We start from the raw sequence: 17,877 nt of genomic DNA, 5'->3' as shown, positions 1-17,877 counted from the left end.
GAGATTGAAGACCATTCTTTAAAGCTCTGAGTAGATATATTAAAGAGATAGAACTAATTTCTTCAATATAATTAAATATAGAGAAGAACAGACTGGTTATATTTATTGAGCCAATGTGAGTATCAAATCATTGGCTCATAATAATTGTTATTCTACATGCCAATGTAAACTTGTTTCATTGCTTGCACGAGTCTTATTACATCGGACTTAGAATGGAATAAGTGCGTTGAAATTCTTAATGCATGTGATTGCTCAGTATCTGATTGATATAGCCTGAAGCTGGTTGTTCGTATTGTAAATCCAAGTTCATCACGTAATCGATCTCTGAATATAGTTAACAGTTCGATATCGTCAAGATTAAATGGGTTGATAGTTGTGATACCGCTTAATAGGTCTTTGTCATTTGGAGCGAAATAATAAGCATCAGGAAATGCTTCTGTAAGTTGCTCTTTACATAAACTAGAAAGCTCAAGCACTCGGTCTTCTATTTTTTGTCGCCCAATTTCACCCCATAAGAAGCAACTGTCGGTCAGTGCTTGCTTAGCAGGTATATTGTCATTACCTATTCCTTGCAACTGGGACTGTATAGTGGCCGTTGTTGAATTGGCAGATGATGAGTTGACGGGCCAAAACACATGCTCTCTATCGCTCCAATACTCTTTAAGGCGCGACGCATTATCCCTGACATAAAGGATACCCGATGCACCAGGACCACATTGCCATTTGTGACCAGAACCTGCGTAGAAGTCGCAATCAATATCTTTGAAGTTGAGGTTCATCATGCCAATGGTATGCGCGCCATCTATTAACGTAGGCACATTATGCTTTTTCGCCAGGTCACAAAGCTCTTTCGCAGGTAGTGTCACACCGCTGACATAAGGAATATGGGAGAAAACCATCAGCTTAACGTTACTATGACTTTGCAGAGCTTTTCTGAATGCTTTGATAATATCGTTGGCTTTGAGTTTATTTTTGCCGGTGTATACAGGCATATCTACTTCGACTAATTCAGCGCCACATCGTTCTACGGCAACGTGTAATGGAGACAAACCGCCATTGTGCTCTTGGTGAGTCGTGAGGATAACATCACCATGTTTAAAGTTAAGCCCGCTAATAATACTGCACATACCATCCGTGGTATTACGGCTAAGCACTATCTCATCCTCTTCGGCACCAAATCCCGAAGCGATACTTTTAGCCATATTATTTACTGTTGATAAACCACCGTTACCCCAAGGCGTTGTGGCTACTAGTTTATTATTTTGAGAGTATTCCTTCAGTACTGAACGTGGCATAGAACCCGTGGTGCCAATGTTCATATAGACGCTGTCTTTTTCAAGAACAAACATTTTTCTGATTTCTTTCCAGTAATCTTCACCAGAATACCATTGATCTAGATCCGCATAGTTTTCTAGGTATGCATCAGCAACTACGCTCTTAGACACAAATAAACTACTTGTTACTGTGGCAGCAGAAAAACCAATGCCTTTTTTTATAAAGCTGCGTCTATTTGTAGATTCAATGCTTTTATCTTTCATATCATAAACTCCTTTTTATATATCTACATGTATATTTATATGCAAAAACAAATAGATCAATAGGAATAATTCATCTTGATTTTTTTATTACAAAATGTAAATAATTTGATTTAAAATGGTGCACGATATAACCATCGAAATTGTGAATTAATTACAAGATACTTCAATTAGTATTACGTTAATTATTAATTTTCATTTAACGGATATTTATCTTCACCAGTATGGTGATTTGAATGTTAAATTTTTGTTTTATTATGCACCAAAATAAAATTTACGCACTAGTTTAGTAAGAAGAAAAAGTCTATGAAGATAAATAATAACTGTGCTAACAATAAATTAAATTCTTAAGGAGCATTAAAAATGAAAAAGCTAAAGAGTCTAATTGTTACAACTGTATTATCATTATCTAGCCTCAATGTATTGGCTAGCAGTGTGGTACTTCACTCTGATCAGGCGCCTGCAGCGATTGGTCCATATGTGCAGGGCATTGATCTAGGTGGGGTGGTGATTACGTCGGGACAAATCCCTGTAAACCCAGCGACAGGTGAAGTCTCTGATGATATCAAAGAGCAAACAAAGCAGTCTTTAGAGAATGTTAGAGCTGTTATTGAACAGGCGGGGCTAACACCTGAACACATCGTTAAGATGACAGTGTTTGTTAAAGACCTTAATGATTTCGCTAAGGTGAACGAGGTCTATGGCGAATTTTTCGACAGCCACAACGTAAAAAACTATCCGACTCGCTCTACAGTCGAAGTTGCAAGACTACCTAGAGATGTAGGAATTGAAATAGAAGCGATAGCAATTAAAAAGTAGATCAATAGTGCGAGTCTCAGTAAGCGTTTCTAATGACTGAGACTCGTTTCTTCTATCTTACAGCTGAACCAGCGCAACCTCTTTCCCCGCTCGACACTTAAAGTGCAGTTTCGTTGACGTAAAGGTTTTCAATTTAAAAGAAACTAAAGGGGAGGAGCCCCTAGTTTGTTCCACCTAATTGCACCATATACCTATCTATGAATAGGGAAATATCCCTAGCTCGCCATATGAACATTTAAAGTATTGGCTATCGGTTACCACGTTGTCAGAAATACTCAGTTGATTGTAATAGAGGGCCTATTATTGCTCTCAACAATCGTTCGTCGACTGCACGTACCTAAGCAAGAGGTAACTAAACATCTCACCCTTGCTATTTATGTTATGAGCTTTTTTAGTCTGTACTTTATGATCGACTTCATCGCTAAACACCATACCTATTAACTCAGACAGCCAAGTATAGAAATGTCTTTGTCTCGTTATCTATATAGGCAAATTCAAGGCTATATGGACTCACAGCGGTCATGGGGATTGGCGCACTTCGCTTAATGGCAATAGCCGGAGTTTTTGAGTTAAGGCTAAGTTTGAAATCGAACAGGAAGATATGAGGAATAAGGGCAATAAAGGTACAAACCCTGATGAAGCATATTTAGTAACGGCTTTTGAATAGATACATTGACTCACCTGATTGACTCACTAGAGCGTTTTCAGGGATTCAAAAACGAAAAAAGCCCTGATAAATCAGGGCTTTAAATGTGACGGAGAGATAGGGATTTGAAAACTACCTATTTCTGCTCCTTATCTATAACCCCTTGATTAGTTAGGGATTCAAATTTTAGAAGCCTTAGAGTCAACTTCGATTGACTGACATAATTGACATTAGTGACCCTTCAGCCAAATGTCAAAGAAAATCTATTCTGAATTATCTAGATAATTTAGGTTATGAAGCATGTTGATTAAGCAAAGTTACAAAGCGATGTATCCCAATCAATTGCAATATATGCGGGTGAGTAAATATTAAACCTTATATTTCATATGTTACCCAATAGCGCGCATATGTCACAGTATGCGCAACAGAATGTCACGTTTGTGCAAAAAGATTAGGGGTTTACAGTGAATATCAGATGGCTTTTTATACTGACTTTGTCAGTGATTTTGACGGCTTGCGGCGGAGAGAGTTCGACTGGGCCTGAAAAATCTTTCGATAAGTCAGAGTTAGGCGAAGTTACACTAGGAAATACTGAAACGGGTAACCCAGTAAATTCGGAAGAAAAACATGTGCTGTCACCGATTGATACTGCTCAAGAAAACAAGCCGAGTGCCTTTACGGAAGACCATGGCCCATATTCAGATATGTCACCCACAGATGTAGCCCAAGCACTAAAACCGGCAAACTTTGTTGAAGACAATGGTCCTTATGCAGATATGTCACCCACAGACGTAGATGAAGCATTAGACCCTAATCATTGTATGTTTAATGGGACTGAGCTTACTTATGGAGTCGAGAGTAACTACACCGATCCAGCATATTGGGAAGTAGGAAGAAATACATGTAAGGATCTAGCTGTCGGCATAGGTGAAGTTCTAACTAATTATACTAATGGGCAAGGCCAGGAAGTACTCGAATACAAATCAGTTATTAGTGATGTATTGGTATATGTTGGTCCATATAGCCATAGTGTATATACACCAATAGCAAATGCGACTTTACGTTCGAATGCTAGGCAGTATCTAGAGCTAGAAATTGCATTTAACCCTATGCGACCAGGCCTATTAATTTACTATTCAGATCATGTTAGAGGCGAAGGGTTTGATCCTTTCTCTTACACCCGTCTACAGCAATGGATGAACACGCCTTACCACGTAGAGAGATTTGAACCAATAAATCAGTTGATGTTGACTCACTTGAACCATGATACGCAGAGAATGGCTGACAAATTTAAGTCTATTTAATTTCGTGGGGTAAAGGCTAAGATCGGCGCGCGGTGAAATCAATAGATATGAAAGCAATGATCTTTCAGGCTTATAAAAGTCTTGGTAGAAATCTTCACTAGACATACCGGAAAACAAGGCACCTATTTGCCCCCCAAACCATAAAAATTTCACCTAATTGGCAGTGTCACATGAGATTAATAATCCAAGTTTTGGTGACGAGCATGAGGGTAGAACTGTTGATAGTGCAGCAAGATCTTCATAAGCGCCAATCCAGCTGCATTCATCCTTTAATTAGCTTTAGGTAACGACATGAAAGCATACATAATACCAATCTTGACTACTGTCGTCCTAGTCGGGTGTGGCGGCGGCAGTAGTGATTCTTCCACCGTTAAGGACGAACAAATCCTTCAGTCTGTGCCAACGCTTCCCGAAATGCTATCCCCACCATTACGCGAAGAAAAGGTGCCAGAGCCTATTTATGGCAATGCGATACCAAAGATGCAGCAAGTTGAGCCTTCATTAGATTACCCAAAGCCTGCTCTCGCAGTGAACAGGGTTCCTGAGCCTGTGTATGGGAGGGATACTCCTGAGATACTGCAGTTGACGCCCAAGTTGGATTACCCAGAACCTTCTCTGCCTGCTCAAGTCACTCCAGAGCCTAAATATGGATCAGAAACACCAAGAACCATTGAGGAGATCTCACATTGCTCAAATGGCAACCAAGTATATGGCAATAACCCAGTAAGTAACCCTGTATATGGTAATCAACCTTCGGGTATCGAAAACAACTTTATTTATCGAATCAATGCCAAAGGAAGCACAATGTACTCCTCAAATAGCTGTAATGGTCTTACAGACCTGTTATCTGATAGCGAGGTATACAATTTCATGTACGGTGATATGGGGTGGGAATACGATACTCAAGGTACGACTCAGCCTCGTTACAAGTCGTCAGTGAAAATGGTTTTTGATGACAAAGAACTGGTATCTATTAAAGCGTATTATCCTAGTAGCATTCGTTACGGCGAAACTGTAAAAACAGTCGAGTACGTAATTGGCGATGACTACCTTACTTTTCGTACAGAAGGTTGTGAATCTGGCTCTTTCCTCAGTGACACTGGCGGGGGACCGGATGGTGGTTTGTCATGCCGTTCACCATACAGTCTTGCTAAAATTCCTCTTGCTTCACGCTTCGAAGACTACGTTTCTTTGATTGACCTGCCAAAGAATGGCATTCCTTCATGGTGGTTACAATTTAGGCCTTCTGTATCAGTGGTTCAAGTGGTCAATGCTTTGGTGCCGAACACACATATTAACAATCTCATTGAATCTACAAAATATGCGGAGTTCATCAGAAAGCCAGAGAGTTCAGTGATGTTTCTCAGGGATGACTGGAGCGAAATTGAGTTTGATGTTAACGCACTGCTTGGTAATCCTGAACAAGGGTGGTGGAAGAGATTTGGATGGGACGGTCGACAGGGACAACACTGGTAAAGAGGACTTTATAATGAGTAGTGCGTTGCTTAGCATTGGTGAATATAATCTTATTTAGCGACTATTTTTGTCTTTTTACCGGATAGACTTGGGGTGTGTTTGGTATTAAGTGAGAGTATGAAGATGGAACGAATCTATGAGCCTGAAGGATGGTGCATTCTCAAGGTTGAGCCCCCAGGGCAACCACATTTTTATCAGGTTTTTGGCAGTTGGGTGGGTGGTTTTGCTGACCCAGATAAATGGAGACTCAGCTCTGGTGCAGACGACTTAGACTCTACCTTTATGGAAGGTGACATCTGTGTATTTCCACAAAGCAGTGGCAGTATTTACCATCTAGCACTTATAGCTCACAAACAACACAACTTTTATGCTCAAGGTGTGCTGAATCACTTAATTGAACAGCAAACTGATAGCGCTCTGGGTGCACGTGTTTCAATCATTGACCTAGAGACGCAAGATGGTCGAATCAAGGTGCCTTTTAAAGAAGTAGAATCTTGATTTGAGAAAAAACACAGCTCTATGTAGTTGATTGTCAGACCTACTGTTTAATTTGACTGAGTATCGGTCTGGTGATGAATTCCATATAGCCTAAAAAAGCCTACCAGTTTATATCTGGTAGGCTTTTGTTCACTCTCGATGAACGTGAAAGGTGAATGTCGACGTTAAGTCAGCGTTCTAGTTTGAACGTACAATCGATGCTCCCTCTTTCTTATCGTTACTTAAACCATGTTCTTGATAAAACTTTACTCGTAATTCACGCACACGTTCTCTTAGTTCTTCAGTTCCATCCTCAATGAAGCGTATCTCGTTTTCAAGTGCGTCTATGAGGAGGAGCAGTTCGATTTTTGTCATGATATCTACCTTATTTTTTATTCAATCACAGTACGTAGCCCTGAAGTGGGCGACACATGAGGTAAGGCAAATTTGAAGTCATGATTTTAGTGTTGTGCTTCTTTTATGATAAAGGGGTGAATGACGTGGATGTGTGGCCGGCAAAAGGAATGAAGGCTTGCCAGAAGTGTCTCTTCGAGAGTCCTTAAACTGAGAAAGTGTATGGGCATTGCTCCACCCACTGCGTCCAAATAAAAATTCACGCAAAAGCGATGCCTCTGCGTGAATTTTTTTTACCAGTTGCGCATCACTTGGCGCTCAGCTTCAAACATCTTGTTGAAGTACAGAGCCCATCGATATGCTACTCGCCCCTCCTCAACGCTAGATACGTTTTCGATACTGAACTCATACCCCATTCGATGACTGATCAATTGGTACATGATGTCTTTCGTGACGTACCCACTTTGCCAGTTCGGTGCCATTACTTGGTGTAAATGATACTGAACCTTGTTCAGTGTTTCTTGCGTAGTGCCATTATCTGATGTGCTGGCATGCTCAGGCGTGGTTGCCTGTGTATTTTGATTCATTGTGATATCCCTACCTGTGGTTAAACGAAGTGAATGTGCTGCGGTTTGCAGTCATAAGAGGTAGGGAGAGTTGAAGTGAAAGATGAGAGAGTCAGTGTTTAATTGTGTACTCACATAGAGCCGCTTCCTTATTCGTAGATGTTTGAAAAAGAAAAAAGCGTAACGCTATGTTGTGAGGTAATGACTGTGCCTATTTCAGGGAAAGGCGATGCAGAAGTGAAAAGCGAGTGTCACTCACAAGATAGTCCCATCCTTCTGCGTCGCCATTCACCTCTTAAAATAGGCAGTGTTAGTTCTGTCTTGTTATGAGCCACTTCATTTCGAAGTGGCTTTTCTTTTTTCGAATATGACGCAATGGAAAACGTTGTTTTTCTTTTCAAAGACACTCAGCGACTTCAATCATCATCCCGCGCGATAAAACTTCAACACAATCTTCTTGGGCACAGATTTTTCCTACTCTCAGTGATGGTGCAAGAGTGCACATTGAAATGCGAATAACGCACAAGCCAAGTGGCAAAGTAGGGAACTCTGAGCGACAAAATAAAACTAACAGAAAATTTTTGATTGATGTGAGTGGGCGAGTCAGTAATGACGAGCCAGATGTGCAATAGACAGGGAGTCAACACTTCGTCTAATTACTGACAAGAAATTAGACGAAGTGCCATAGCGGGCCTCAGCCCTTATACTGCAAGCACGCACTGACATGACGAGAAAAAGTTTTCGGAAGTGACGGCACGTAAACAGAGACTTGGAGCGATGATAAGCAGCAATAGCTCGGCGTTATTATCGCAATGCCACCAAGAGAGAGTTCGTTAACTTCACAGGACATAGCACATAGACAGAGGATGCAATAAGCCGTTTGTTGATGCCAACAACACTGTCTATCTAACCGAGGCTGCAACACTGCCCACGACCTTAAAGTAGAAGGGAGCGGTTACCCCCATCACTGAATGAGCATGCAATAAGGCCACTGACTCCCAAAGGGAGAAGCATTCAGTTTTAAACAGGCGTAAATCATTTATCGATACAGAAGTGAAACTCTTCTGCGCATCAACCGCTATGTTGAACCTTAAAAAACTGCAAACAGACAACCTACTAGGATTGAGCTGACACTAGTTAAACGAACAGTGAATAGGAGTTTAACTATGCGTAAAACCAAATACAGCGGGCACCGTTTAAGTGGTGTTCGGAACTTTACCAAGCCTAACTTTGGATTGGGTTCGAGACAGATAGACAAATGCTTGATTAACGCCTCACTTGAGCAGCTCGGTGGGGTGAAAAACAATACACACTTAGCAAGGCTCCCTGCCTGCCGCGCGTTCTCAGCTTTTCTAAAAGAAAATACTGACATTAAACGTCTTAAGCAGATTGAGAAAACTCATGTACTGCAATTTGGTGAGCATCTCCGAGAGCGCTTTGAATCCGAATCCACTTTCAGCTCTGCCTCTGCCAGAGATTATCTAAGCCACGTGAATGTTTGCTTAGCTCAGGCAAGGGGCGACGAGGCTGTCAAAGTATTGGCAACCAAAGAGTTGGATTACCCCTCTAAAACGGGCATAGCCACCGTTGACGGTTCTACGAGCTCAGCGGAGCATCACTATATCGTATCCAATGCGAGTGAACCGGTTGCCGTATTGGCCCAACTGCAACGCGCTTTTGGTTTGCGAATGCGAGAAGCGTCCTTATTGGATTGCAATAAGGCTTTAGAGCAGATGCAGGTAAATGCTGAAATAGTGATTGAGCGTGGCACTAAAGGTGGACAACCACGCAATGTGCCTTGTGATACAACCAGCCAACGAAAGGCATTAGAGCGAGGCGCGAAGCTTCAATACCAAACCGGACATGATAATCTCACGCCGACTTCTATGAGCTTCAAAGCGTTTCAAACTGCCGTCTGGCGAGAGCACCAGCGCATTGACTGCGGATATCGTACGCACGGTGAGCGTAAACACTATGCATGTGAGTACTACAAAAGCCACGTTGGAGCATTGCCTCCGGTTCAAGCACAAGTAGAGCATGGCAAGGCTCATCACCAGTATCTCGCCGAGCAGCTTAATATCAGCGTTTCAGAAGCGATAACACGCGATAAGGTGGCGCGACTGGCCCTTTCTAAGCTTCTAGGGCATCACCGCCTGAGCATCAGCAATGCGTATGTAGGGTAAGCGTGTCTGCACAAACAAAAACCGTGACCTTATGCCGGGTGCTTAGCGTTTTATGTACCTCTTTATTTAATCAATGAGGAGTGAAGTATGAACTCAAATACGGTGCGGCAGATACACGCGGTGATGCGTCACTACAAAAAGCCTGGGATTGCTTATCGGCAAAAACAGGTCAAGCGACTGATAGAGATATTCGATGATGTGTTTAAGCATGAGAAGAACCTAGGGGAACAACTAGAGCGAGTTGGGCGCAAGCATTTGATTGGGTATTGGCGTCGAACTGAGCATGAGTCACAGACAGTGCGTAAAGAAAAGTATCGAGTGCTGGTCTATTTTGTAGAGCAGGCCAATTTGTCAATCAAGGTTCCGTTACCAAAACCAACGGGTGGAGTGAGGACAGAAATCGCCTAAACATAGAAAACGAGCTTACACACTTTAAGTATAAGCTCGTTTTTTGTTTGTTCAGCCAAGTTAGCAACCCTGTTAGGTTTTAAGAAGTCTGACTTAACCTCACATAGGAATCATAGGAGCATTGTCGTTCAATATCTCATCCTACTCGAGGTTTTACTTGGCAAAGACCGCTTTGATACGCTGAAATAGACGTTTGTACACTGGCACTGAAGCTACAGATTGAGATTGCATTTGCAGTCGATGGTTCTTATCTAGACGTTGTTCAATCATCTCGGTGGGCTTAATGTCACCATCTTTGGGTATCCACTTAGCATAATGCCTTTCAAGGGTGAGTGTATCAGCATGGCCTAATTTATCCGCTAGCCATTTGATGGGCACACCTGCAGACAAAGCGTGACACGCATAGGTTTTACGGCATTGCGTTACGCCTCGCTCTCTGATACTCCAGTCTTTAAGTAGCGGAGTTAGGTAGGCTTGCAAAAAATCTTTTGGGTTTTTGTAAGGTTGCCCCGTCTTCGCTCGAATGAACATTGGCGTGATGGTGACCTCTTCACGGGTTCGATTATCCCTTCCGACAACAGAGATAGTAATTACCTCTAGGTGTCCGGTGCATTGGTAGTGAGTACGAAGCATTGTCATTGTTGTGCTATCAAGCTCTATTTTTCTATGTCCATTGGTAGTTTTTGCGCAGCGATACTCTGATTTAGGCTTTACGATAGAAACGGTATAGGTCCCTGCATCCCAATCAATGGCCTCCCAGTGGGCGCACACCCCTTCTTCAGGCCTTAAGCCTGAGCGTATCTCCAGCAACGTCATTACTTGACCTGAAGTGCATGGAGTTTGTGCTGACTCGATTTGAGATATTTCAGGAACACTATAAGGGTCGATGTTTTTGCGGGCTTGAGCGTAGGTATTCTCTTTGGTTTGCTTTGGGTTTTGAATCCCTTCCATTGGGTTTATTTCAAATACACCGTCTTGCGTTGCTGTCTTGAATATCTTACGCATGGGCGCGAGATAGTTAGAGATCGTTTTGTTTGATTTACCTTCAACCTGCCAAGTCGTAATGACGCCCTGGATATCGGAATGGCGGATGTCTGGGAAGGAGTATGAAGACAGCGCTTTTGTAATGACATTGAGCATAGAGCGCGAAGCGTCATTGGTGGTTTCTGCATGGTTTTGAATGCCTTGGTTTAAGACAAGAGCAGTGTATTTAGATAGGGTACATGGGGTGTTAGAGTTCATTGAGAGGCTCCTTATTCTTGTTAGCCTCTCTGCTGAACGTCAGCTAAATTCAAAAAAATAACGTGTTGCGCTTTTTTACTGGTCGAACATTTTCCACCTAGGGCCTTACACTAAAAAAGCGCCTAGATAAGGCGCTTTGGCGTTAAACATGTGGCATCAGTACCCAACCTACGACTTGATTGTTTCTTTTGAGCATCATCCTCTCCAATTCCTTTCTTCCTGAGCTCGATGTCACCCGCATCCATTTAGCGTTCAATCGATGAAGGGAATAGCCCCCACCATTGACGATCTTCATCATAGGAAGACTTTGGTCATACAAGTGATTAAGCGATGCTTGCGAAGGGGGTGGATCCAATAGAGGTGCAAGTTCATCGGATAGAAGCGGTACAGTTTTCTTAAGCAATGAAGGAGAAAACCCTTCAGACAAAAGCTCTGACGGTGTGATGCTGGGAAATTCACTAAGTCGACGAAGTAGCAAAACCGTTAATTTTAACTCGTCATATGGCCAACCTTGATTAAGCCAAGGGCTTAAGTCCAAGAACTCATTACAGGTCTCTTCTTGGAGGTAGCCGTGGAGGGCGTTAATGGACTCCGAAGTATGATAGTTCATAGTTGGTTCTCCTCACCTGAAAGAGTAAATTGACTCACAATGTCGAGCATGGCGAATAGATTTAGGCGTTTGCCATAACGGCCATAGGTCATGTTGTGATTGGCATGACCGACAACCTCAGCCACTCTGACTTCCTCCACTCCTTTTTGCTTCAAGGTGTCGATAAAGGTGTGTCTGAAGCCGTAACAGGTAGGCCTTTTATGGGCTTTCATCCCTAATTTGTTTTGTAGGCGTGCAAATTGAGTACGGTAAGCTTTCGACCAATCTTGATTCTCACCTAAGGGTTTGAACTTGAATAACTGATTGCGCTGTTGTGCCGTGACGAAATTGAGAAAGCCCAACTCAATAAGTTGAGGATGGATGGGGACAGTGCGTATGGCGTGCTTATTTTTAACACGCTGACTCGTTCCTTTATCGGTAATAGAAACTGATGGGATAGGAGTGGATATCGAGATGTCGCTAACTCTTAATTGACAGGCCTCTGATGGTCTCAATCCCATATAGAGTTGCAATAGTGAAACCCATTGTACACTCGGGCAGCTCTGTTTGAATTCATGATGATTAAAGAGGTGCTCTAGCTCGTCTTTACTCCATCGTAGTCGTTCCTCTGAAGCATGTTGGTGGGTTCTAAAGGTGGCTGTCATTTGCTTAGCAGGGTTACTGGGGATTTCTTGAACCGCTTCTAGCCACTTAAAAAACTGCTTAATAGCGGCCAGAAATTCCTTGTTGGTCTTTGGGCTTCGTTTTTGACTGTTTAAATGGTCAACATACGCCATTAATAAAGCTGAACTCATTGCTGAGTTTGATTGCTTGTCATAGAAAGCAATGAAATGAGAGATTCGTTGGTTCAATTGATGGACAGTTAGCGCAGTAATATTCTGCTGTTTCTTCGAATGAATAAACTCAGCTAACCAACGGTGTAAGGGCGCTTTCTTTTTCGAAAGTGGCTGAATACCATTTTGCGAAGATTTGTGTGTTCGAGGATTATAGGCGTGGGCAGGATGCCCTGCTTCTATTGAAAGCCAAGTGTCACTGATAGATTGAAGCAACGCGGCTTTGTAATCGTCGATTACATCGGGCGTAAACGCATCAATCTCTGCCCATTTATCTAGGGACTGGATGACAATTGGTGCAACGACCAAGTTTCTTCTGAGTGCGACAGGACGATTTTTAGTGCGAAGACTTATCTTAAAATCGAATGGAAAGCCCAGTTTAACTAGCTTCTTCGGGGTGCAGATTCGGGTGTAGTACACCGAATTGGGATGTTTATAAACATACAATTGACTCACCTCATTGGTTTTGAAGTGACTCCCTAGTTCCTTAAATGCAAAAAGCCCCTGATAAATCAGGGGCTTAGATATGGCGGAGAGATAGGGATTTGAACCCTAGAACCGCTATTAACGGTTGCCGGTTTTCAAGACCGGTGCTTTCGACCACTCAGCCATCTCTCCGTTGCGGGAAGAATAATATAGAGATTAAAAACCTTTGTAAATACTAAATTTAGTAGAAAAGGTCTAAGTGATTGCATTTTGAACAATAAGTTAGGGGGAGATAAGTCACTTAGTTGTTTTGGTTTAAAACGTGTTCAAAAAAGTAAGGGAGCCATAGGCTCCCTTCGGTATTTTGTGGTCGGACTGACAGGATTTGAACCTGCGACCCCCCGCCCCCCAGGCGGATGCGCTACCAAGCTGCGCTACAGTCCGAGTTATTGCTGTTCGTAGAAACGCTTGGTTTCTGACAATCCTTGCATAATAACGGACAGTTTTGGTTTAGCATCGCGCAGTCTACGGTAGTTATGATCAAACACTTTATAGTTGCCGTATCGATCTAAAACGGTGATTTCATTAGGAGAAATCAGAGCAAACTCACGAGCGTCTCCAGCCATTGTCCAGCGACGCTTTTTACTATTGAATAGATTCTGGCCGCTACTGAAGTCTGCAGGATTAGAGGTTACACCAAGCAGGTCTTGCATTAGAGTGACTGACAAATCAAAGTGACTTGATACGTGATCCCACTCTTTTGCTGGCTTGTTCGGCCAATGCACTACCATTGGCACTCGCAATTGGTACTTACTATAGTTGCTGTTCGAGCCCCAACTGTTGGTATTGGTTTCGTTGAATTCCCAACCATGATCTGAAGTAATCACGACAATAGTGTTGTCCAACAATTCTTTGTCTCGCAACGTAGCAAGTGCTTGTTCGATTGATGTATCAATTTTGCTAGCTGTGGTGTTGTAGGCCTGACGAAGAACAGCTCCAGCATCTTTGCCTGATGCCTCTTTGACATGGTCTTCAAATTGCTGCATCTGCGTGAGATGAAGTAGGCTAAACCAGTTCTTATTACCTTCGTTACCAAGCCACTGTTGCCAGTTGGCCACAGCGGCTTTATCTGACTTGCTGATCTGCTCAGTTAGGCTATCGTCTAAGCCACTTAAGATGACATCGTCATAAATGTTCGATGAGAAGTCGTTGCCACTAAAGAAACCCATATCGTAGTTGCGATATTGAAGCTGCTCTACAAATAGAGGCTGAGTCTCGTGGTGTCGAACATTGGCAGCGTACGTCGCAGGGATGCCATAAAACAAGCCAAACGAAGCCGAGTTGTCGTTACCAGAGCTGTAATGGTGACTGAAATTTTGGTTCTGTGCAGCAAATTCACTCAGAGCAGGCATAGTTTCAGGATTCACGCTATCTGCACGTAAATCTTCAACCACAATCATCAATAGGTTGTAGTTCTTACTCTTGCTCTTATTAACCTTCAAGGTTTCTAGAGGGTAAGTCAGTACTTCGGTATTTGCTTCACCGCGTTCAATACGTTCTTGATATTCTTCTCTATCGAACCAACCCTGACGCTCTAAAAAGGTTTTAGCGGTCATAGGGTACGATAACGGGAAATTAGCACGTTGATTCGTAATAGGGTTATAGAAGGTGGCATCAGCCCAGATATAAATTAGGTGGCTGAAAATAAAGCCGACAAAGAATACTACTGCAATTGGGCGCCCGATGCGCTTATGAGACAGTTTTCTTTGCTTGCGCCAAACCCACTCAGCTAGAGCGAGTTGCACAAAGAAAATGATGGGCACAAGAACGAACAGCGTTTGCCATTTTGCATTAATGGCATTCTTATCGTCACTTAACAACAGTTCCCAGACGATAGGGTTAAGGTGCAGGTTAAGCTCTTGATACGCCTGTGTATCAAGTAACAAAACAGTCAGCCCAACCGTACTCGCGAGCACACCGACTATCCTGAACAGTTTAAAGTTCGGGACAATAAAGGTTATAGGGAACAGGCAGAGTACATAGAGTCCAAATACCAAAAAGCCAAAATGGCCTACCCAAGATGAGAATAGGTACAGTTGCCCAAGTAGGGTATCTGGCCAAGGGGATTCAGCTATGTATCGCGTACCAATGAGCATTGCAACGATGACATTGAAAAAGCTAAACCAATGCCCCCAGCTGACAAGTCTCGATACTCGTTCTGCGTAAGAATTACCGCTATCTACCATGAATGTTCGTTCTTGTTATTAGTTATTAGTCTTCAACAGATGCGATTAATGCATCTGAAAAAGTTTTGGCGATGGCCTTCCTTTGTCCTTTAGCCACGTTCTGGTTAAGAACGTTAGTCGCGATATTGCCAACCAACATCAAGCTCAGTTCTGGAGTCGATTGGTGCTTCTCAAGGACTGCAGCAATTTCAGCTAACATGGTTTCGACTTTTTCGTCACTGTATTTCGATGTAATAGGCATAGTTACTCTGCTAATGATAGTGGAAACGGCTTATGATAACCTACTCTGAATAACAACTGAAATCACAAGAGATAGAAATCTCCTATGAGTTTACAATTATCTAATGTCATTTTGCATCAATTAGTTAAAGATTCTGAGCAACAGCTAACGGTTAACTACCGTGAATCTGCCCTAGCTAATGACGCATCTACTGAAAGTTTAGTCGCTGAATTGCACCGAGTGTTCAATGCAAAGGCAGGAAAAGGCTTTGGAACCTTCTCAGATGAGAGCGAGTTCAAGGTTTGGTTAGACGACACGTTATCTGACGGTCTCGACTTTTACACTTTCTCACAAAATAGTGCCAAGCGACTGATCTCTGAGATCAGCAAATATTCTTTTGCTGAGGAAGGGTTTTTAGTTCTAGCTCGTTATCAGTCTTTAGCTACGGATTATCTGTTTATTGCGCTTATTCCATCAAACGAAAGCCTTAAAGTGACAGAAGGGCTAGATATTAGCGCTACGGATTACCTAGATATCTCTAAAATGGATATCGCGGCACGTATTGATCTGTCGACTTATCAAACTGACAGCGACTCAAATCGCTCCCTGACGTTTATCAAGGGGCGAGTAGGGCGTAAGGTTTCTGATTTCTTCTTGGATTTTCTACAAGCAGACACAGGCCTAGACACTAAACAGCAAAACTTGGTGTTGATGCAAGCGGTAGATGACTTTGTTGCTGATGCAAAGTTAGAGAAAGACGATGCTAACTCTTATCGCAAGCAGGTTGCGGATTATTGCAACGAGCAGATCAAAGCCGGTGATGAGGTTGAAGTTCGTGAACTGTCTCAAGAGTTGCCGAAAAGCGATGACGGCACTAGCTTTGCTGATTTTACTCAAGAGCAAGGCTATGAGCTCGAAGAGAGCTTTCCTGGAGATAGAACTGCTGTGCGTAAGCTAACTAAGTTCGTTGGCGCTGGTGGCGGGTTGAATATCAGCTTTGACGCCATGCTAATGGGTGAGCGTGTTTTCTATGATCCAGAGACAGACACTTTAACGATCAAAGGGACGCCACCGAATCTACGTGACCAGCTCACAAGAAAGGGTTAACCCTTAAAAACAAGCAGTTAAGATAACGCAACCCTCGAGGTTGCGTTTTTTTTGCACTTTATGCATAAAAATTCTTGTCATTCGCCTCAACTTTTTTAAATATGAAGGACAACAATGAAACTTGATTAGCACTGGTGATAACTTTCAGTGCATTCCCTGAATTACATGGAGTATAGAGATGATGCGAGTAGGTTTAGTTGGCTGGCGCGGTATGGTTGGCTCAGTTTTAATGCAACGAATGGTAGAAGAGCGCGATTTTGATCTGATTGAGCCAGTTTTCTACAGTACCTCTCAGGTGGGTATCCCAGCTCCTGTCTATGCAGGCAAAGATGCTGGTATGTTGCAGGATGCTTTTGATATTGAAAGCCTAAAGCAATTAGATGCAATCGTGACCTGTCAGGGTGGCAGTTACACAGAGAAAGTTTACCCTGCGCTGAAACAAGCGGGTTGGAAAGGCTACTGGATTGACGCTGCTTCTACACTGCGTATGGACAAAGACTCCATCATTACTCTCGATCCTGTGAACTTGGAACAGATCCAACAAGGCATTCACTCAGGTACCTCTACTTTTGTGGGTGGTAACTGTACTGTAAGTTTGATGCTGATGGCTCTTGGCGGTCTCTATGAGAAAGGTCTTGTTGAGTGGATGAGCGCAATGACGTATCAAGCGGCTTCTGGCGCTGGTGCGAAAAACATGCGTGAGTTGATTTCTCAAATGGGTGTAGTACAGCAATCTGTTGCAACTGAACTTGCAGACCCTGCGACCTCTATTTTGGATATCGATCGTAAAGTTGCTGAAACTATCCGCTCTGATGCTTTCCCTACCGATCAGTTTGGCGCACCTCTAGCAGGCTCTCTTATCCCTTGGATTGATGTTAAGCGCGAAAACGGCCAAAGCAAAGAAGAGTGGAAAGCTGGCGTCGAAGCGAACAAAATTTTGGGTCTAGATGGAAATCCAATTGCTATTGATGGAACTTGTGTTCGTATCGGCGCAATGCGCTGTCACGCACAGGCGCTTACTATCAAGCTTAAGCAAAACGTACCTATGGATGAGATCGAAGAAATCATCGGTACGCATAACGATTGGGTTAAAGTGATTCCAAACGAGCGTGACATTACTGCTCAAGAGCTTACTCCAGCTAAAGTAACAGGTACTATGTCTGTTCCTGTTGGTCGTCTGCGCAAGATGGCTATGGGCGATGACTTTTTGAATGCCTTTACTGTTGGTGATCAGCTACTTTGGGGCGCAGCAGAACCACTGCGTCGTACATTGCGTATCATTCTGGCTGAGAAGTCTTAATAGCTTTAAATGCTTAGTTGATTTGAAAGCGCCCTATGGGCGCTTTTTTTGTTTCTAGAGTGGAGAAGAGTCGATCTTTCTAGGATTCAGGATAGCAACTCTGTTGCTTCCTGAATGACGACATA

The 17,877-nt window shown here is 42.9% G+C and carries 16 protein-coding genes and 2 tRNA genes; 8 read left to right on the top strand and 10 right to left on the bottom strand.

Features of this window, described 5'->3' with window-relative positions:
* Positions 1 to 152 precede the first annotated feature (152 nt).
* Positions 153 to 1,538 carry an aminotransferase class V-fold PLP-dependent enzyme gene (locus OCU46_RS09880; RefSeq protein ID WP_141272636.1) on the bottom strand — a complete coding sequence of 462 codons (1,386 nt, stop codon included), beginning with the start codon at positions 1,536 to 1,538 and terminating at the stop codon, positions 153 to 155.
* Positions 1,539 to 1,898: 360 nt separating this feature from the next.
* Here OCU46_RS09880 and OCU46_RS09875 point away from each other — a divergent pair, with 360 nt between their 5' ends.
* The 4 genes from OCU46_RS09875 to OCU46_RS09860 all read left to right on the top strand — a co-directional run bounded on the left by OCU46_RS09875 (position 1,899) and on the right by OCU46_RS09860 (position 6,278).
* Complete coding sequence (locus OCU46_RS09875; RefSeq protein ID WP_141272638.1) at positions 1,899 to 2,354, top strand: RidA family protein; 456 nt, start codon at positions 1,899 to 1,901, stop codon at positions 2,352 to 2,354.
* A 1,110-nt stretch (positions 2,355 to 3,464) separates the two neighbouring features.
* Entirely contained in the window at positions 3,465 to 4,304 is an 840-nt protein-coding gene (locus tag OCU46_RS09870) for a hypothetical protein (protein ID WP_141272640.1), read from the top strand.
* Between the two features lie 291 nt (positions 4,305 to 4,595).
* Positions 4,596 to 5,780, top strand: a complete 1,185-nt coding sequence (locus OCU46_RS09865; protein ID WP_141272642.1) for a hypothetical protein — start codon at positions 4,596 to 4,598, stop codon at positions 5,778 to 5,780.
* A 117-nt stretch (positions 5,781 to 5,897) separates the two neighbouring features.
* Positions 5,898 to 6,278 carry a hypothetical protein gene (locus tag OCU46_RS09860; protein ID WP_337972443.1) on the top strand — a complete coding sequence of 127 codons (381 nt, stop codon included), beginning with the start codon at positions 5,898 to 5,900 and terminating at the stop codon, positions 6,276 to 6,278.
* A 177-nt stretch (positions 6,279 to 6,455) separates the two neighbouring features.
* Here OCU46_RS09860 and OCU46_RS09855 read toward each other — a convergent pair whose 3' ends face one another.
* Positions 6,456 to 6,632, bottom strand: coding sequence for a hypothetical protein (locus OCU46_RS09855; RefSeq protein WP_167495430.1), 177 nt, complete (start codon positions 6,630 to 6,632; stop codon positions 6,456 to 6,458).
* 272 nt (positions 6,633 to 6,904) lie between these two features.
* Positions 6,905 to 7,198: a hypothetical protein gene (locus OCU46_RS09850; protein WP_141272646.1), complete on the bottom strand. Its 294-nt coding sequence runs from the start codon at positions 7,196 to 7,198 to the stop codon at positions 6,905 to 6,907.
* A gap of 1,145 nt (positions 7,199 to 8,343) precedes the next feature.
* On the opposite strand from OCU46_RS09850, the gene OCU46_RS09845 reads away from it, so the two are divergent.
* Entirely contained in the window at positions 8,344 to 9,360 is a 1,017-nt protein-coding gene (locus OCU46_RS09845; RefSeq protein WP_337972442.1) for an integrase domain-containing protein, read from the top strand.
* Between the two features lie 87 nt (positions 9,361 to 9,447).
* Positions 9,448 to 9,768 (top strand): hypothetical protein, encoded by a 321-nt coding sequence (locus OCU46_RS09840; RefSeq protein ID WP_141273404.1) that lies wholly within the window; start codon positions 9,448 to 9,450, stop codon positions 9,766 to 9,768.
* Positions 9,769 to 9,921: 153 nt separating this feature from the next.
* On the opposite strand, the gene OCU46_RS09835 is transcribed toward OCU46_RS09840, so the two are convergent.
* The 7 genes from OCU46_RS09835 to OCU46_RS09805 all read right to left on the bottom strand — a co-directional run bounded on the left by OCU46_RS09835 (position 9,922) and on the right by OCU46_RS09805 (position 15,366).
* Positions 9,922 to 11,010 (bottom strand): tyrosine-type recombinase/integrase, encoded by a 1,089-nt coding sequence (locus OCU46_RS09835; RefSeq protein ID WP_141273406.1) that lies wholly within the window; start codon positions 11,008 to 11,010, stop codon positions 9,922 to 9,924.
* A gap of 142 nt (positions 11,011 to 11,152) precedes the next feature.
* Positions 11,153 to 11,620: a hypothetical protein gene (locus OCU46_RS09830; RefSeq protein ID WP_141273407.1), complete on the bottom strand. Its 468-nt coding sequence runs from the start codon at positions 11,618 to 11,620 to the stop codon at positions 11,153 to 11,155.
* Positions 11,617 to 12,900 carry a tyrosine-type recombinase/integrase gene (locus OCU46_RS09825; RefSeq protein ID WP_141273409.1) on the bottom strand — a complete coding sequence of 428 codons (1,284 nt, stop codon included), beginning with the start codon at positions 12,898 to 12,900 and terminating at the stop codon, positions 11,617 to 11,619. The genes OCU46_RS09830 and OCU46_RS09825 overlap by 4 nt, the downstream gene beginning before the upstream one ends.
* 80 nt (positions 12,901 to 12,980) lie before the next feature.
* Positions 12,981 to 13,071, bottom strand: a tRNA-Ser gene (locus OCU46_RS09820).
* Between the two features lie 175 nt (positions 13,072 to 13,246).
* A tRNA-Pro gene (locus tag OCU46_RS09815) sits at positions 13,247 to 13,323 on the bottom strand.
* A 2-nt stretch (positions 13,324 to 13,325) separates the two neighbouring features.
* Positions 13,326 to 15,125: a DUF3413 domain-containing protein gene (locus OCU46_RS09810; RefSeq protein ID WP_141273411.1), complete on the bottom strand. Its 1,800-nt coding sequence runs from the start codon at positions 15,123 to 15,125 to the stop codon at positions 13,326 to 13,328.
* 25 nt (positions 15,126 to 15,150) lie between these two features.
* The gene (locus OCU46_RS09805) at positions 15,151 to 15,366 is read right to left on the bottom strand and encodes a YejL family protein (protein WP_017028634.1); all 216 of its coding nucleotides are present in this window, start codon (positions 15,364 to 15,366) and stop codon (positions 15,151 to 15,153) included.
* Positions 15,367 to 15,450: 84 nt separating this feature from the next.
* On the opposite strand from OCU46_RS09805, the gene yejK reads away from it, so the two are divergent.
* Both yejK and asd read left to right on the top strand, forming a co-directional pair.
* Entirely contained in the window at positions 15,451 to 16,452 is a 1,002-nt protein-coding gene (gene yejK, locus OCU46_RS09800; protein WP_141273413.1) for a nucleoid-associated protein YejK, read from the top strand.
* A 181-nt stretch (positions 16,453 to 16,633) separates the two neighbouring features.
* Positions 16,634 to 17,752 carry an aspartate-semialdehyde dehydrogenase gene (gene asd / locus OCU46_RS09795; RefSeq protein ID WP_141273469.1) on the top strand — a complete coding sequence of 373 codons (1,119 nt, stop codon included), beginning with the start codon at positions 16,634 to 16,636 and terminating at the stop codon, positions 17,750 to 17,752.
* Positions 17,753 to 17,877 lie beyond the last annotated feature (125 nt).

Source organism: Vibrio comitans (assembly GCA_024346835.1).
Lineage (GTDB): Bacteria > Pseudomonadota > Gammaproteobacteria > Enterobacterales > Vibrionaceae > Vibrio > Vibrio comitans.
Note: the sequence above shows the minus strand (reverse complement) of the source record. Positions and strands in the feature narration are given on the sequence as shown.

What these genes read in the sequence shown, in the direction of transcription:
- OCU46_RS09880 (WP_141272636.1), bottom strand. Translation starts at nt 1,538, where the DNA reads ATGAAAGATAAAAGCATTGAATCTACAAATAGACGCAGCTTTATAAAA.
- OCU46_RS09875 (WP_141272638.1), top strand. Translation starts at nt 1,899, where the DNA reads ATGAAAAAGCTAAAGAGTCTAATTGTTACAACTGTATTATCATTATCT.
- OCU46_RS09865 (WP_141272642.1), top strand. Translation starts at nt 4,596, where the DNA reads ATGAAAGCATACATAATACCAATCTTGACTACTGTCGTCCTAGTCGGG.
- OCU46_RS09860 (WP_337972443.1), top strand. Translation starts at nt 5,898, where the DNA reads ATGAAGATGGAACGAATCTATGAGCCTGAAGGATGGTGCATTCTCAAG.
- OCU46_RS09855 (WP_167495430.1), bottom strand. Translation starts at nt 6,632, where the DNA reads ATGACAAAAATCGAACTGCTCCTCCTCATAGACGCACTTGAAAACGAG.
- OCU46_RS09850 (WP_141272646.1), bottom strand. Translation starts at nt 7,198, where the DNA reads ATGAATCAAAATACACAGGCAACCACGCCTGAGCATGCCAGCACATCA.
- OCU46_RS09845 (WP_337972442.1), top strand. Translation starts at nt 8,344, where the DNA reads ATGCGTAAAACCAAATACAGCGGGCACCGTTTAAGTGGTGTTCGGAAC.
- OCU46_RS09840 (WP_141273404.1), top strand. Translation starts at nt 9,448, where the DNA reads ATGAACTCAAATACGGTGCGGCAGATACACGCGGTGATGCGTCACTAC.
- OCU46_RS09835 (WP_141273406.1), bottom strand. Translation starts at nt 11,010, where the DNA reads ATGAACTCTAACACCCCATGTACCCTATCTAAATACACTGCTCTTGTC.
- OCU46_RS09830 (WP_141273407.1), bottom strand. Translation starts at nt 11,620, where the DNA reads ATGAACTATCATACTTCGGAGTCCATTAACGCCCTCCACGGCTACCTC.
- OCU46_RS09810 (WP_141273411.1), bottom strand. Translation starts at nt 15,125, where the DNA reads ATGGTAGATAGCGGTAATTCTTACGCAGAACGAGTATCGAGACTTGTC.
- OCU46_RS09805 (WP_017028634.1), bottom strand. Translation starts at nt 15,366, where the DNA reads ATGCCTATTACATCGAAATACAGTGACGAAAAAGTCGAAACCATGTTA.
- yejK (WP_141273413.1), top strand. Translation starts at nt 15,451, where the DNA reads ATGAGTTTACAATTATCTAATGTCATTTTGCATCAATTAGTTAAAGAT.
- asd (WP_141273469.1), top strand. Translation starts at nt 16,634, where the DNA reads ATGCGAGTAGGTTTAGTTGGCTGGCGCGGTATGGTTGGCTCAGTTTTA.